General features: G+C 35.5%; 14 protein-coding genes. All 14 read right to left on the bottom strand.

Features of this window, described 5'->3' with window-relative positions:
- Nucleotides 1-11 precede the first annotated feature (11 nt).
- Nucleotides 12-668: a bifunctional 4-hydroxy-2-oxoglutarate aldolase/2-dehydro-3-deoxy-phosphogluconate aldolase gene (locus MWH28_RS04985; protein ID WP_248618193.1), complete on the bottom strand. Its 657-nt coding sequence runs from the start codon at nucleotides 666-668 to the stop codon at nucleotides 12-14.
- Between the two features lie 16 nt (nucleotides 669-684).
- Entirely contained in the window at nucleotides 685-1635 is a 951-nt protein-coding gene (locus MWH28_RS04980) for a sugar kinase (RefSeq protein ID WP_248618192.1), read from the bottom strand.
- 71 nt (nucleotides 1636-1706) lie between these two features.
- Complete coding sequence (locus MWH28_RS04975; protein WP_248618191.1) at nucleotides 1707-2681, bottom strand: C-terminal binding protein; 975 nt, start codon at nucleotides 2679-2681, stop codon at nucleotides 1707-1709.
- Between the two features lie 37 nt (nucleotides 2682-2718).
- Nucleotides 2719-3981 carry a nickel-dependent lactate racemase family protein gene (locus MWH28_RS04970; protein ID WP_248618190.1) on the bottom strand — a complete coding sequence of 421 codons (1263 nt, stop codon included), beginning with the start codon at nucleotides 3979-3981 and terminating at the stop codon, nucleotides 2719-2721.
- Nucleotides 3982-3993: 12 nt separating this feature from the next.
- Nucleotides 3994-5268 carry a TRAP transporter large permease gene (locus tag MWH28_RS04965; RefSeq protein WP_248618189.1) on the bottom strand — a complete coding sequence of 425 codons (1275 nt, stop codon included), beginning with the start codon at nucleotides 5266-5268 and terminating at the stop codon, nucleotides 3994-3996.
- Entirely contained in the window at nucleotides 5269-5724 is a 456-nt protein-coding gene (locus MWH28_RS04960) for a TRAP transporter small permease (RefSeq protein ID WP_248618188.1), read from the bottom strand.
- A gap of 111 nt (nucleotides 5725-5835) precedes the next feature.
- Entirely contained in the window at nucleotides 5836-6846 is a 1011-nt protein-coding gene (locus tag MWH28_RS04955; RefSeq protein WP_248618187.1) for a TRAP transporter substrate-binding protein, read from the bottom strand.
- A 328-nt stretch (nucleotides 6847-7174) separates the two neighbouring features.
- Nucleotides 7175-7966 carry an IclR family transcriptional regulator gene (locus MWH28_RS04950; RefSeq protein WP_248618186.1) on the bottom strand — a complete coding sequence of 264 codons (792 nt, stop codon included), beginning with the start codon at nucleotides 7964-7966 and terminating at the stop codon, nucleotides 7175-7177.
- A gap of 195 nt (nucleotides 7967-8161) precedes the next feature.
- Nucleotides 8162-9490 (bottom strand): RNA polymerase factor sigma-54, encoded by a 1329-nt coding sequence (gene rpoN / locus MWH28_RS04945; RefSeq protein ID WP_248618185.1) that lies wholly within the window; start codon nucleotides 9488-9490, stop codon nucleotides 8162-8164.
- An 87-nt stretch (nucleotides 9491-9577) separates the two neighbouring features.
- The gene (gene ptsP / locus MWH28_RS04940) at nucleotides 9578-11278 is read right to left on the bottom strand and encodes a phosphoenolpyruvate--protein phosphotransferase (protein ID WP_248618184.1); all 1701 of its coding nucleotides are present in this window, start codon (nucleotides 11276-11278) and stop codon (nucleotides 9578-9580) included.
- A 14-nt stretch (nucleotides 11279-11292) separates the two neighbouring features.
- Nucleotides 11293-11556, bottom strand: a complete 264-nt coding sequence (locus MWH28_RS04935) for an HPr family phosphocarrier protein (RefSeq protein ID WP_248618183.1) — start codon at nucleotides 11554-11556, stop codon at nucleotides 11293-11295.
- 288 nt (nucleotides 11557-11844) lie between these two features.
- Nucleotides 11845-13872 carry a sigma 54-interacting transcriptional regulator gene (locus MWH28_RS12830; protein ID WP_282580127.1) on the bottom strand — a complete coding sequence of 676 codons (2028 nt, stop codon included), beginning with the start codon at nucleotides 13870-13872 and terminating at the stop codon, nucleotides 11845-11847.
- Nucleotides 13873-13935: 63 nt separating this feature from the next.
- A complete protein-coding gene (locus MWH28_RS04915) occupies nucleotides 13936-14703 on the bottom strand; it encodes an IclR family transcriptional regulator (RefSeq protein WP_248618182.1) in 768 nt (255 codons plus the stop codon).
- 65 nt (nucleotides 14704-14768) lie between these two features.
- Entirely contained in the window at nucleotides 14769-15500 is a 732-nt protein-coding gene (gene nadE, locus MWH28_RS04910; RefSeq protein ID WP_248618181.1) for an NAD(+) synthase, read from the bottom strand.
- Between the last annotated feature and the right edge of the window lie 32 nt (nucleotides 15501-15532).

Raw genomic sequence — 15532 nt, 5'->3', positions numbered from 1 at the left:
CCTTATCCAAGTTAGGCTAAGGACTCTCTAGTCTCCTCTACAACCTGCACAAATTGCTTAGCCTTTTCAGTTAAAACTTCATAATCTTCATTATCAATTGCTTCTTGGTCAAGTAGTGAACCCCCAACTCCTAAAGCAACTGAACCTGCTTCAATAAAGTCTGCTGCATTATCTAAGTTTACTCCACCTGTAGGCATCATTGGAATATGATCTAATGGCCCTTTTACACTCTTAATAAATCCTGGGCCAACAACCTTAGCAGGAAAAACCTTAACCAAATCGGCTCCAGCTTGATAAGCATTAACAATCTCTGTTGGGGTCATTACTCCAGGAATCACTATCTTCCCGTAGCGGTTACAGACTTCAATCACATCGTAATTTAAATTAGGAGCAAAAACAAACTCTGCCCCAGCTAAGATAGCAGCTCGAGCTGTCTCTCCATCTAATACAGTTCCAGCCCCAACAACTACATCTGTATCCTCTAACTTAACTGCTAATTCTTTAATCATATCTAATGCACCAGGGGTATTTAAAGTAACCTCCAAAGCTTTGATGCCACCTTCTTGTAAAGCTTCAACAATCTTTACCATCTTATCAACTTCAGTACCCCTAATTACTGCTATAACTCCACTCTCAAGAATGGTCTCTAAATTTTCTTGTTTCTTCATCTTTTTACCCCCTAATTTATCTATCTATTCCGTTCTTTTGCCCAGTAAAGATCTTGACTTGCTCCATCGTCGGTAAACCTTCTACATCTCCAATCACTGTCGTAGCAAAGGCACCTACAGCATTGGCTAATTTAGTTGATTCAACCAAATCATATTCTTTCAACTGTCCAGCAATAAATCCAGCCGCAAAACCATCTCCAGCTCCAATTGGATCAACGACCCTTTCTACTGGATAACCTGGCACTTTTTCGATAATATCTTCAGTTGCTACCAAAGCACCTTCAGCTCCTAGTTTAACTACTACAAGCTCTGCTCCTAAATCTAAGATCTGCTGAGCGATCTCAGTAGGATCATCCGTTCCTAATAAGATCTCACCTTCTTCAATACCTGGTAAGACAATATCAGCTTCTTTAAATAGCTCTAACATTACTTCTCTCATCCGTTCTTTACTCCATAATTTCAAACGTAAGTTAGGGTCTAAAGAAATCTTGACATCATTTTCTTGGGCAATCTCAATTGCCTCTAAAATAGTCTGATAACATGACTCACTTAAGGCAGGCGTAATGCCAGTCAAATGCAGATACTTAGCTTGAGCAATATAGTCCTCATCTAAATCAGCAGGATTCATTCTGCTTGCTGCTGAATCATGACGATAATAATAGACCTTACTCTCTCCTAGCTCTCTTCTTTCTTTAAAAAACAACCCTGTTGGAGCATCATCGCTCAACTTAACTTGGGAGACATCTACCCCTTCTCCTTGTATGAATGATTTAACATATTCTCCATGGGGATCAGCACCCAATTTACTGATCCAACCTACTTGATGGTCTAATCTATTTAGTCCAATCGCAAAATTACTCTCTGCCCCGCCTAGCTGCTTTTTATAATTATAAATATACTTTAAATCACCCGTCTCTTCAGGGTTCATCATTACCATCGTTTCACCTAGTGTTACTACTTCTAACATAGCCATCACCTCATTTTATAGTTTGTTTTTATATATGAAACGCTGTTTCAGTTAATTAGCAAAAAAATAATTTAATCGATCACTACTTCTTGATTAACTAGATACTTAGCTCCTTTTCCAGTCAGTACATCTGCTACTCCTTGAGCGGCTTTAGTCTGTAATTCAACCTGAGCTTCTTCAGAGTACCAACCAACATGTGGGTTGATGATTACATTATCCATCTCTAATAATGGGCTATCTTTAGCAATCGGCTCTTCCTCTGTTACATCTAATCCAGCTCCTGCCAATTGACCATTGTCTAATGCTGTAACTAAAGCTGCTTCATCTAGCACAGCACCACGTGCAGTATTGATTATAAAAGCTGACTCCTTCATCAATTCAAATTCCTCAGCTCCAATCAGATGCTTAGTATGCTCATTTAGTGGTACATGAACAGAGACATAATCTGATCTCTTCATTAGCTCATCTAACTCTACTAATTGAACACCGTACTCTTCCTCTACCTCTTGCTCAACGAAAGGATCATAAACTAACATTTCAAATCCAAACACCTTAGCTTTCTCTGCTAATTTACGTGGTATCTTCCCAAAGCCAACAATTCCTAAAGTACTCCCTCGTAAACGATGGATTGGTTTACCAACATTGAAGTCCCAATTCCCTGATTTGACATCATTATTGAGTAAGACAGTCTTTCTAGCACAAGCCATTAATAAAGCAAATGCTTGATCTGAAACTTCATCTTCACAATAATCAGGAACATTAACTACAGCAACTCCATGCTCAGTAGCTGCTTCTAAATCAACTACATCAACCCCTACTCCATAACGAGCTACTACCTTTAAGTCTGGTAATGCTGCAAAGACCTTTTTACTAATTGGAGCATATTGAACTAATAAACCATCTACACCTTGAGCTGCTTCAATCACATCTTCTTCTGTCTTACATTGTGCTTTTAAAAATTCCGCATCAATCTCATTTAACACTTCCTCTTCATACTGTAAAGTTTCATATTCATAATCAGTTACTAATACTTTAAATTTAGACATATTTATTCCTCCTTAAAAATTTTATCTATCTCAAAGCTCATTTGTTAATCGGCAAAATTTCTCCAGCATGTAACATAGCAATAATTGAAGCATCTTTACCTTTCTTATCTAAAGCAAATTCTAGTGCTTCTTGTACAGAATCAGCTGGAATAAAACCTAATCCTTCTTTAACTTCTTTAGAAATATTTGGACAAACCAGAATTCCATTTGCCTTTTCTTTAATAGCTCTACCTACATGAACTAGATGAGCAGCTACACTCATTTCTTCTAACTCTTTATTTTCTATAAGCTCTTCTGTATCTTCTAAAGATAAATAACCAAACTTTTCAATCTCTGGATGAGTCTTTGCTACTCCTTCAGGACAAGGTGTTACTAAAATAATATAACCATCTTCTTTAACTACTAAATCGGAAGAATAAACCCCTTTAGCAGCCTGCCATAACTCAATATCAGCTGGATAAGAATCAGTAATTACAATATCAGCTTTAGGTATCTCAACCCCATAAACATCTTTAGCTAATTCACAACCTGCCCGATGAGCTTCGACTAAATCGCCAGCAAATACTCCTACTACTTCTTCTTTTAAATCTTGAACCACATTAATAATAAAATCTAAACCCATTAGTCTAGCTGATTCATCTATCTGTTTTCTGACTGAATTATCCCTTTGGCCCATAATATCAGTCCCTGGTACTAAAGCACTAAGCCAATGGGTTTCTCCAGTAGTTTGACCAGTACATACTCCTGGTTGAGCAATCTTTCCACCACCAGAAAAACCAGCTACCCGATGTGGAACTATATGGCCAATTCCAATTACATAATCAGACTCTTTTAATAATCTATTGCCCCAAACTTCTATCCCCTTAGAAGTCTTTCCATAATAGATATTTTGATCCTCTTCATCCCATAAATGATTGATTACATTATAATCTTCAACTATTTCTACACCTAATTTAGCAACTAATTCATCATGTTCCATCGGTCGATGAGTCCCTAAAGCCATCAAAATAGTAATATCTTCTTTCTTAATCCCTAGCTGGTGAAGCTTAGGTAATAAAACCTGTAAAATTTGATCAACTGGCGTAGCGCGGGTATTATCATCAGATAAAATTACTACTTCATCCCCTGGTTTTAATTCTTGATTCAGTCTATTAGTACCAATAGGTTCTTCTAGAGCTTTTGAAACCAATTCATCAAGAGCAAAATCATCTTCATTTTTCTTAGGTTTAAATACACCAAAAAAATTGTCAGTAGGTATTTCAACACCTTCAATATCTGAGTAATAAAATTCTAATTCCATTCATATCACTTCCTAAATTAATGATGGCAGCCATAGTACTATTTCTGGAACATAAGTTATCAACAACAATACAATAAATAATACAATATACATTGGTAATAACTCTTTAACCAACTCTTCTAAATTAATTTTAGAAATTGAGGTAGTAACATATAATACAGTGCCTACTGGGGGTGTTGTAAGGCCAACACATAGATTAGCAACCATAATTATTCCAAAATGAATAGGATCAACCCCATAAGTTGCACTAACAGGTAATAGGATTGGTACTAATAAAAATAAAGCAGGAGTTAAATCAATAACCATCCCAACTAAGAATAATAATACATTCAATATAAATAAGAAGACCAATCTACTTTCAGTAAGGCTTGTCAAAAACTGAGTTAAATTTTGAGGAACTTGAGCTGTAGCAAGATACCACGTTAAAGCCATTGCAGTAGCACAAATCAGCATTACTATTCCTGTATTTAAAGATGCCCCTCTCAATATCTCCGGTACATCTTCTAGTGTTAAATCATAAACAACAAAAGATATTACAACACCATAGACAACAGCTACTGCTCCAGCCTCAGTTGCAGTAAATATTCCTCCTACTATTCCAAATAAGATAATCATTGGTAAGATTAAAGCCCAGATAGTCTTCTTGCAAACTTCTAAAAATTCTTTCAAACTGATCTTATCACTGACTGGGTAATCTCTTTTTGTAGCAGTAAAGTATGCTACCCCCATTAAAGAAAGACCGACTAATATACCTGGTATAGCCCCCCCTAAAAACAATCTAGCAATAGATACTTGTGCAATAGAACCAAAAATAATCATCGGAATACTTGGTGGAATTATAGGGCCAATAATTGCGGAAGAAGAAGTAATTGCTGAAGAAAAAGACTTGTCATATCCATCTTCCTCCATCATAGGAATTATCAAAGAACCCAATGCAGAAGTATCTGCCACAGCTGAACCACTAATCCCTGCAAATAACATACTCCCTACTATATTTACATAAGCTAATCCACCTTTTAAACGACCAACTATAGCATTAGCAAACCTTAGTATATCACGAACTATACCAGCTTTATTCATAATTTCTCCAGCCAACATGAAAAATGGTATAGCTAATAAGGTATACGAATCAATTCCTGTTACCATTCTCCTTGCTAATATCATTGGATTACTCATCCCCATAAAGAACATCAATATAAGGCTAGTTAAGCCAATTGCAAAACCAACAGGAACTCCGATAACTGTAAAGCTTATTAAAGAAGATAAAAAGATAATAAGTTCAGCCAATTAAATCACCTCATTAGTTTCATGTTCTATTTTTAATTCATCTTTCTTAAATAAACTTATAGTTTTAATTATACATTCAACAAACATTATAGCTGTAGCTACAGGGACTGCAGCATACTTCCAAGCAACAGAAATACCTAAAATAGATGTTCTTTGTACTTGCGACCTTAAAACATAATCAATACCACCTTGTAGTAAATAAAATAAAAAGATTGAAACTAAAATATTAATCACTATCAATAGTTTCTTGGCTTTTTCTTCATCTAATTTCTCTAACAAAACTGAAAAAGATGGATGTGAACTTTTCCTAAAACCAATAGCTATTGCTATAAAAGAAATCCAAACAAATACTAATCTACTGACTTCATCAATCCAAACAAGAGATCCACCAAAAAATCTACGAGAAACTATATTAGTAAAGATTATACCTACCAAAAATACTAACAGTCCCATCATCAAAATTTCTATCCCTTTATATACATAACTTAAAAGTTTATTCATAATTCATCCCTTTCATTTTAGTTATTAAATATATGGGAGCAATCCTGCCCCCATATTCAATACTAATTAGAGATAGTCTTCAGCTTTTTCTTGAATCTCATTAATTATATCTTCAGTATGTGGATATTCTTCAATGAATTCACCAATAATTGGTTGAACTTTCTCCATAAATGGTTCAAGCTCTGGATAAGTTACTTCTACTCCATCTTCAGTAATTTCTTCAATGATTTCTTCATCATTAGCCATTACATCATCTCTAATTTGTTCTCCTGCAAGTTCAGCAGCTCTCTGAACAACTTCCTGATCTTCCTCTGCAAGTCCATTCCAGATACCTTTGTTAATCACAATATATCCTGGACTATACATATGATTAGTTATAGCTACATGATCTTGAACTTCATACCATCCTGCATCATAACTAGTAGCAAGTGGGTTATCTTGTCCATCGATTACACCCTGTTGTAATGAAGTAAAGACCTCATCCATTGCCATGACAGTAGTATCAAATCCTAATCTATCCATCATATCTATAATTGTTTCACCTTCAAAGACTCGTAAGTCAATTCCTTCAGCATCCTCAACCGATTCGATTGCTCTTTCGTTATTTGAGATAACTCTAAAACCATTTGGAAAAGAGTTTAATACTTTAACATCTAAATCTTCTAGGTATTCATAAACCTCTGCTCCAATTGGACCATTTAATACTTCATCTGCATGGTCATAATCAACAAACATGTAAGGCATTTGCATAATTCTGAATTCTGGAATAGTATTCTCCCACATGTTTCCTGTCATCGCCATTTCAACACTTCCCATTTGTACTCCTTCAATAAACTCTTGCTCAGATCCTAATTGATTATTAGGATAAATTTCTACCTCTACTCTACCTTCTGTTTCTTCTTCTACCATTGTTTTAAATGTTTCTTCTAAGTTCTGATTTACTGGATGATCTGTAGCATAATAATTAGCAATTCTTAAAGTGACCTCTTCCTCCTCTGTAGAAGAACACCCAACAACTAAAAACATCATACTTAACGATAAAACTAATGCTATCACCATAGATTTTTTATTAAACATTTTATTATATCCCCCTTAATTCTTTAAAATTTAATTTTTAAATGCTTTAAAACCATTCAGTTGAACTTTTATCACCTCCATCATTTTAAATCACTCCATAACTCTACCTCCCATAAAAAATCCCGTACTTATAAACTTATTAAACTTGTTTTTGATTACAAAACATCGTTTTTGTATCTAGGAAAATAAAAAAAGCAATCAATAATTATGTTTCTTATACCAAAACAAAGTTTTGTTATATCGGCTTATATTGACTTATGTCATCTTATACTATACTTATTAAAGATTAAATCTAAAATTCCTGCAAAAATATTAAATTTTTTTAAAATTAATAATTATTTAATTGTCTAGGATTATACCCTAACCGCTGAGAAATCTTAAGTCCTATCTCTTTAACTAACTTAGATAATTCATCAATTCTATCTTTGCTGACCCTCATTGTTGGCCCGGAAACACTAACGGCAGCTACTGCTTCATCATTATAATTAAAGATTGGTGCCGCTACACAACGAATCCCTAATTCATGTTCAATCTCATCCATAGCATAACCTCTATTTCTAATTAAAGCCAACCGTTCCTTAAACTGCTCAGGATCAGTGATTGTATTTTCGGTATATTCTGGTAAACCTTTAGTTTCTATTATCCGATCTACTTCTTCTTCAGATAGATAAGCTAAGATTGCCTTGCCTAAACCTGTGCAATGAACAGGTGCTCTCTTGCCCACTTGGGAATACATTCTGATTGTATTAGAACTCTCAACTTTATCGATATAGATAATCTCTCCTTGATCAAGTACTGCTAAGTGAACTGCTTCTCCAGTCTCTTCAACCAACTCTTCTAAATATAGCTTAGCATATTCTCTAATTTCTAAATCATTAAAAATTTTACTCCCTAATTCAAAGATCTTTAAACCAAGTTTATAATTTCCAGTTTTAGAATCTTGCTCTACTAACCCTCGATAAACTAAAGTTGATAATAATCTATGAACCGAACTTTTATGAATATCTAATCTATTTCCTAATTCTGTTACTCCTAATCCCTCTTCGTACTTTGCTAACTCTTCAAGAATATTGATTGAGCGATCTACAGATTTGACTAAATTACTTGGTCTCTTCTTCATTAACAATCATCCCCTTCTAAAACTTATGCTACTTATTTCTAATTACAAAACTCTGTTTTAGTTAAAATTCAACAAAAATCTGAAAATTCCTGCTTCTAAACTAGATCTTATCATATTTTAATTATAAATTACAGAGGTTATTATTTGAATCCATAATAAAAGAGACCAGATTAAATAATCTGATCTTTTCAATAATTAGTTATATCTCTTTCTCATTCTCGAACTAGGAATCTTCAACTCTTTTCTATATTTTGCAACCGTTCTTCGTGAAATATCTATGCCTCTTTCTGCTAATTTCTGGCTGATCTTTTGATCACTCAATGGTTTATTAGGATCTTCATTATCAACTACTTCTTGTAACTGCTGTTTGACACTTACTGCCGATACTTGACCACCCTTAGTCTTAATACTACCACTGAATAAAAACTTCATTGAAAATAAGCCGTAAGGAGTCTGAATATACTTATTGCTAGTAGCTCTACTGACTGTAGATTCATGCATCTCAATCCGCTCAGCAACCTCTTTCATAGTCAATGGCTTTAAATACTTCAATCCCTTTTCCAAAAATTCATGTTGGACATCTATTAACTCTTGAACTATATTATAAACCGTTCTTCTTCTTTGTTCTATACTCTTAACCAACCACAAGGCAGATTCTAATTTCTCTTCCATATACCCTTGTAATTCGTCTTTAGATTTATTCTTAGCTAATAATTTTTTGTAGTACTTACTAATTCGTAAGGTAGGAAAACTAAAATCATTTAAGATAGTCACATACCTATCATTGACCTTCCTTACAACAATATCAGGTTCTATATAACTATTATCAGTAATTTCTTTCCTGAATTTATTAGCAGGAACAGGATCTAACGTCTTGATTAAATCAATTACTTGTTGAGCATGAATCGGCTTAATCTTTAAACTTTTCGCAATTTTTCTGACCTGGTTTTTACTTACTTCTTCCAAATGAGTATCAACAACCTCTTTAGCCAGTTCAATTTCCTGTTTGTTTTTCTTACTTTTTAATTCTTCTAATTGTGTTAGCAATGCTTCTTCCATCCCTGAAGTAGCTATTCCTATCGGATCGAATCTCTTTATCTTCTCTAAAACAACCTCAATCTGGCTGACAGCTACTTCTAATTCTGTAGCTAATCTAGCAGTATCATTAAAGAACCCAGATTGATCTAAATTGCCGATTATCTGCTTCCCAATCTCTTCTTCAGAAGAATTAGTAACAACCAATTTTAACTGTTGCCTTAAATACTCATCTAGCGTCAACTCTTTAGCAACAAAATTTTCATAATTGAACTCATCTTGATCAGCAGTATAATTAGCATAATCAGTTGCAGAGGAATCATAATCATCCTCTAGTTCCAATAAAGGATTCTCCAACATTTCTTCATCTATATAATCCTTTAATTCTAAAGAGGAAAGTTGTAACAGCTCTATCGCCTGCTGTAACTTAGGAGTCATCACTAATTGCTGTTCTTGCTTAACATCTAATCCATAATTTAATTCCATCATCTTTACTCACCTCTTTCAGTTCTTTACTTATAGTTTACTATAAAAAAAACAACTACTCAAGTCTGAGTAGTTGTTACCAATAATTAACTAATATTTAGCTAGTAGATCTTCAATTTGTTTAGCAGTAGATAGGGCCAACACCTGATCGACTACTTCTTCAGCCTGCTGCAAGGTTAAACTCCTAATAACCTCTTTAACCTCAGCAATAGAGACTGCACTCATACTAAATTCATCCAATCCAATCCCTACTAAAAATGGAGCCAACCTTCTATCTCCAGCCATCTCACCACACATCCCAACCCAGCTATCATGCTTATGAGCAGCTTCAACTACCCGTTTAATCAACCTTAATACTGCTGGATGGAAAGGCTGGTATAGATCAGCCACCTGTTCATTCATTCGGTCAGTAGCAGTAGTATATTGGATCAAATCATTGGTTCCAATACTGAAAAAGTCAACCTCCTTAGCCAATAAATCGGCAATCATTGCTGCAGCAGGAACTTCAATCATCATTCCTACTTCAAGCTCTGAATTGAATTCGACCCCTTCCTTAGTCAAATCTTCTTTAACCTCTGCTAAAATCTGATTAGCAGCTTGTAGTTCTTCTAATGATGAAATCATAGGATACATAATCTTGACTTGTCCATATTTACTAGCTCGTAAAATTGCCCGTAGTTGTGTCTTAAAGATATCTACCCGCTCTAAAGAGATTCTAATCGCTCGATAACCAAGGAATGGATTCATCTCATCTGGCAAATCCAAGTAGGGAAGCTCCTTATCGCCACCAATATCCAAGGTTCTAATCACCGTTGGCCCGTCTATTCTTTCTGCAACTTCCTTATAAGCCTCAAATTGCTCCTCTTCTGTAGGTAATGAATCACGATCCATATACAAAAACTCACTACGATAAAGACCAATTCCCTCAGCACCATTTTCTAAGGCACTGGTCACATCAGCAGGAGTTCCAATATTTGCTGCAAGTTCCACCCGATGACCATCTTCAGTTTCAGCAGGTAGATCTTTCAGTTCAGCTAACTTCTCTTGTCGCTTCTGATAATCTGCTAATTTTTGTTGATACTCTGTTAGTTGCTCCTCAGTAGGATCAACAATTACAACTCCAGCAATCCCATCGACTATCACAGTAGTTCCTGTCTCTACAGCCTCTAAAATCTCTTTAGCCCCTACAACAGCTGGAATCCCTAATGAGCGAGCCATAATCGCAGTATGAGAAGTTCGTCCTCCAATCTTAGTAGCAAATCCTAAGACTTGCTCCTTATCAACTTGGGCTGTATCAGATGGAGTCAAGTCATCAGCAATCAGAATAACTTCCCGTTCTAGTTGAGCCAAAGATTGAGCTTCAACCCCCAATAAATTTCGTAAAATCCGATCACCAACATCTCGAATATCGCTGGCCCGCTCTTTCATATAGTCATCATCCATATTAGCAAACATACTAGCAAACCCTTCAATAGCCTCCTCTAAGGCTGCTTCAACATTAATTGCTTCAGCTTCAAGCTTATTCTCAATAGCTGAAGTCAGCTCCGGATCATCTAAGACCATTAAATGGGCTTGAAATATTTCAGCCTTGTCACTACCCATCTCTTCTTCTACTTTCTTCTTAATAGCTATCAATTGTTCTTTAGAAGCTAATAATGCTTCTTTTAATCTATCTTTTTCTTCTGCAATATCTTCAACCTTAACCTTATCATAAGAGAGTTCTTCTTCTAATAGCAATACTTCACCAATAGCAATCCCAGGTGATGCTGCAACTCCAGTTAGTTTAATCAATTTATATCCTCTCCTTACTCATCAAATCCACTTTCAATCAACTTTACTACAGCAGCAACTGCCTCCTCTTCATCCTCACCTTCAGCCTTAACAGTAATTTCTGTCTGCTGACTGACACCTAAGCCCATAATTCCCATAATACTTTTAGCATTCACTTCATTATTATCTTTAGCCAGTTTGATTTCAGATTGATAATTATTCGCCTCTTGGACAATTAAAGAAGCAGGACGAGCATGAAGTCCAGCACTACTAGTAACCATAACTTGTTGTTCAGTCATCTTATTCCCTCCATAAATTTTAATTTTGTCTTTTCTACTTTTAGATTATGCAAGTTAAATTCCAACCTGATTTGTAAAGACAATAATTAATGATTATGTTTATTATGGGTATAATTAAAGAGTTATATTCAATTAATTGCTTCTAATCATGATCAAAAGTCTAATACCAGCTTAATTGTAATGTTTTTAAAAAAGCTATCAATTATTAGACCTCACATCACTAATTTGCAAGAAAAAAAGAACAACCACTTGATACTTTTTACCAAGTGGTTGTTCTTTTTTATCAGGTCAATCAACTAAGCCATACTTTCTAGCCTTAGCAGCAACGGTCTTATGGGTAATACCTAACGCCTTACCAGCAGCATTAAAGCTATGATGCTTCTCTAAAGCCAACTTAATAACCTCTTTTTCATAATCTTGCCAAGTAGCTACTTCTCCATCTGCTTGTAAACTGACTAAAGCATCAGCCCCTTGATAACCTTGTTTTAAGTAATCTGGTAGATTATCTACTGTAATTTGAGCTGTTTCTGTAAAGTTGATTGCCCGCTCAATTATATTCTGTAACTCCCTTACATTTCCGGGCCAACAATATTCAGCTAACAACTGCAAAGCAGCTTGAGAAATACTATCAACCTTCTGGTCCAACTTAGCTGCTAGCTTAGTCAAAAAATGTTCAGCCAATAAAGGGATATCCTCTTTTCGCTCCCGCAGCGCTGGTAAAACGATTGGAATTACATTTAAACGATAATATAAATCTTCTCTAAACTCTCCTTCTTCCATCATCTGCTCTAAATCACGATTAGTCGCAGTAATAATTCTGATATCAACCTCAATAGTTTCTACTCCACCAACCCGCTCAAAACTTCGCTCCTGTAAGACACGCAATAATTTAACCTGTAATTCAACCGGTAACTCCCCTATCTCATCCAAAAAAATCGTCCCACCATCTGCCAATTCGAACTTACCGATCTTATTATTAACTGCTCCTGTAAAAGCACCTTGCCTATGACCAAACAACTCACTTTCAATCAAATTAGGGGGTATAGCAGCACAATTAACCCGGATAAAAGGCCCATCCTTACGGGCACTAGCATAATGAATCGCCTCTGCAACTAACTCCTTACCAGTTCCACTCTCTCCTCTGATCAAAACGGTCGAAGTCGTTTCTGCTGCCTTAGTTGCCCTAACCAACGCCTCCTTTAAAACACCACTATTCCCGACAATTCTTTGGAAGGATTTATCTACTCCCCGCTCCCGCTTTAACTCCTGCTCTAAGTATTCCGCTTTAGCTGATAACTCATTTAATCTATTAGCTAATTTCTCTACTTCAGTCTTCTTTTTAGCAACTACTACTACCCCTTCAACCTCTCCATCAACCTGCAATGGATAGATATTAGAAATAATAACTAAACCATCATCTTTTTCAGTTACAACTCCAAAGACCCCCTGACCTGTCTCTAATACCTGCTGATAAGCTTGACTATCACTAATCTCTTGGATTGAACAACCAACAATCTCTTGTTGCTCTATTCCAATTAATTCCGCATAGCTTGGATTAACATAATCAATCTTACCAACTTGATTAATCACACAGATACCATCTTGAACCGATTCTAAAATCAGATCAAGCCGCTCTTTTAAGGCCTTTACCTCTCTTAATTCTCCAGATAACTTTTCCAGTGTAGAAACATCCTGAAAAACAGCAATCCCACCTACCACCTGTCCATTAACGATAATTGGTGTTCTATTGGTTATAATTATAGCCTGATTGATCTCTAGACGCCTACCAAGTTCAGGCGTTGCAGCTTGAATAACCTCTTTCAACCTAGAGTTTGGGATAATATCAGTTATATCTTCCCCCATTACTTGCTGGCTAGATAAACCAGTAATCTCTTCTGCTGCCCGATTAAAAGTTGTTATTCTCCCTTTATGATCAACAATAATTACTCCATTAGCAATATTATTAAATACCTTTTCTACAGTTAAAGTAGTCTGCTGCAAGAGTTGATCTACTTCATCTTGTACCTGTTTACCCTCTAAATTAAACTCACCTGCTAAAAATTGCATGAATTCAGCTAAAGACTCTGGAGCATTAGAGCCTTTACTTACTACTAACATTTGATCTTGATATCTAATATTTGAGGAAGTCAATGAGATTAAGCTACTAGCAGGAAGAAGCTTGGTTTCATCTTTACCAATAAATAGTTTATCTTGATATTTATTCTGAATCTTTGTTGCTTCTCTGACAATTATAGCTGCTATCCGAGCATGGAGGCCTTTCTGATGTTGAAAAACCATCCATTCCTTTACTTCCATTTTTCTCCCCCTCTATTATAGTCATCCAAATTTAATATAAATCTGATTTTAAAGTTGAATGACTTATAAACCTAGATTGGCTAATTTATTAGATATTTCTTCAGCCTTAGCTGTAACCAACGGAACCATTTCCTCATATAGAACCTCTTCTGTAATTCTAATATTAGGACCAGAAACACTAATTGCAGCCACTACCTTCTCGTTACTATCCCTAATTGGAGCAGCTACACAGCGAACCCCTTCTTCCATCTCTTCAAAGTCAATAGCATAACCTTGCTTTCTAATCTTAATCAACTCTTCTTTCAACTCAGTAGGATCAGTAATTGTATTAGCAGTAAATTCGGTTAACTCAATTTGATCTAATACTTGCTCTAATTGCTCCTCACCTAAGTAAGCTAATAATACTTTTCCTGCTCCTAGTGAATGAGCTGGCCCTCTACTGCCAACATTAGCAAACATCCTAATCATATTAGTAGATTCTACCTGATCTACGTATAAGACTTCACCCTGATCTAAAATAACCAAATTAACTGTTTCATTACATTCTTCTACAATCTCTTCTAAGTAAGGTTTAACTACCGTCTTTAGATCCATCGAATTTTCTAGAGTACCTGCTATCTCAAATAAATGCAAACCTAGTTTATATTTACCACTCTCTTCTTGAGCAGCAAATCCTCGCATTACCAATGTATTCAATAAACGATGAGCTGTACTGATATTTAGCTCAGCTTTCTTACTAATTTCACTTAATGTAATAGGTCGTTGTACCTCAACCAAAATTTCTAAAATATCTAAAGCTCTATCTACAGATTGTACTATTTTGCTTGCCATTCTCAGCCCCCCAATTTTAGATTATGAAATTCATTATATCATAGTCTTTCCTAAATAAAAAGTAACTAAAATTTAGGAATCGGAGGTGCTTGTAATTTATGCTTATTCTGAACTGCTAACCGTTCTACTTTTTCTTTTACCTCTGCTTCAGCTTCTCCTGTCAAGATATAATTATCCAATTGTTCGTAACTGATACCTAGTTCCTCTTCGTCAGTCTGACCTGACCATAATCCTGCAGAAGGTGGCTTGCTAATAATTTCTTTAGGAACTCCTAGTTCTTTGGCCAATTCCCGCACTTCTAATTTGACTAAATTACCTAAAGGAGCGATATCAACCCCTCCATCTCCATGCTTTGTAAAATAACCAATCTTCAATTCACTACGATTATCAGTACCTACTACTAAACTATTTCTCTTACTAGCATAATAATAAAGGGTTGTCATTCGCAAGCGTGGCTTAATATTAGCTACAGCCATATCCTTAGTTACCTCTTGCTCCCCTTCAACCGTCGTTAATAATTGATCAAATGTAGCTGCTAAATCAAAGACTTGATAATTAATCTCAAATTCACCTGCTAACTTCTTAGCATCTTCAGCATCTTGAGGATCACTATAGCAAGGTAAGATCAAACCTAAATTATTTTCTGGAAAGGCCTGTTGGCATAATACTGCAGTTACTGCTGAATCAATTCCTCCACTCAAACCAACTACAGTACCCTGACAACCTGCCTCTTCTACTCGCTCTCGAATCCAATCTACTAATTGCCCTTCTAGTTTGGTATAATTCCTATTTATCATATTATCCCTCCAAAACAAACTATAACCTTTAA

The organism is Natroniella sulfidigena (assembly GCF_023223645.1).
GTDB classification, from domain to species: Bacteria; Bacillota; Halanaerobiia; order Halobacteroidales; family Halobacteroidaceae; genus Natroniella; species Natroniella sulfidigena.
The sequence above is the reverse complement of the archived record's forward strand: the minus strand, read 5'-3'. Positions and strand labels throughout refer to the sequence as shown.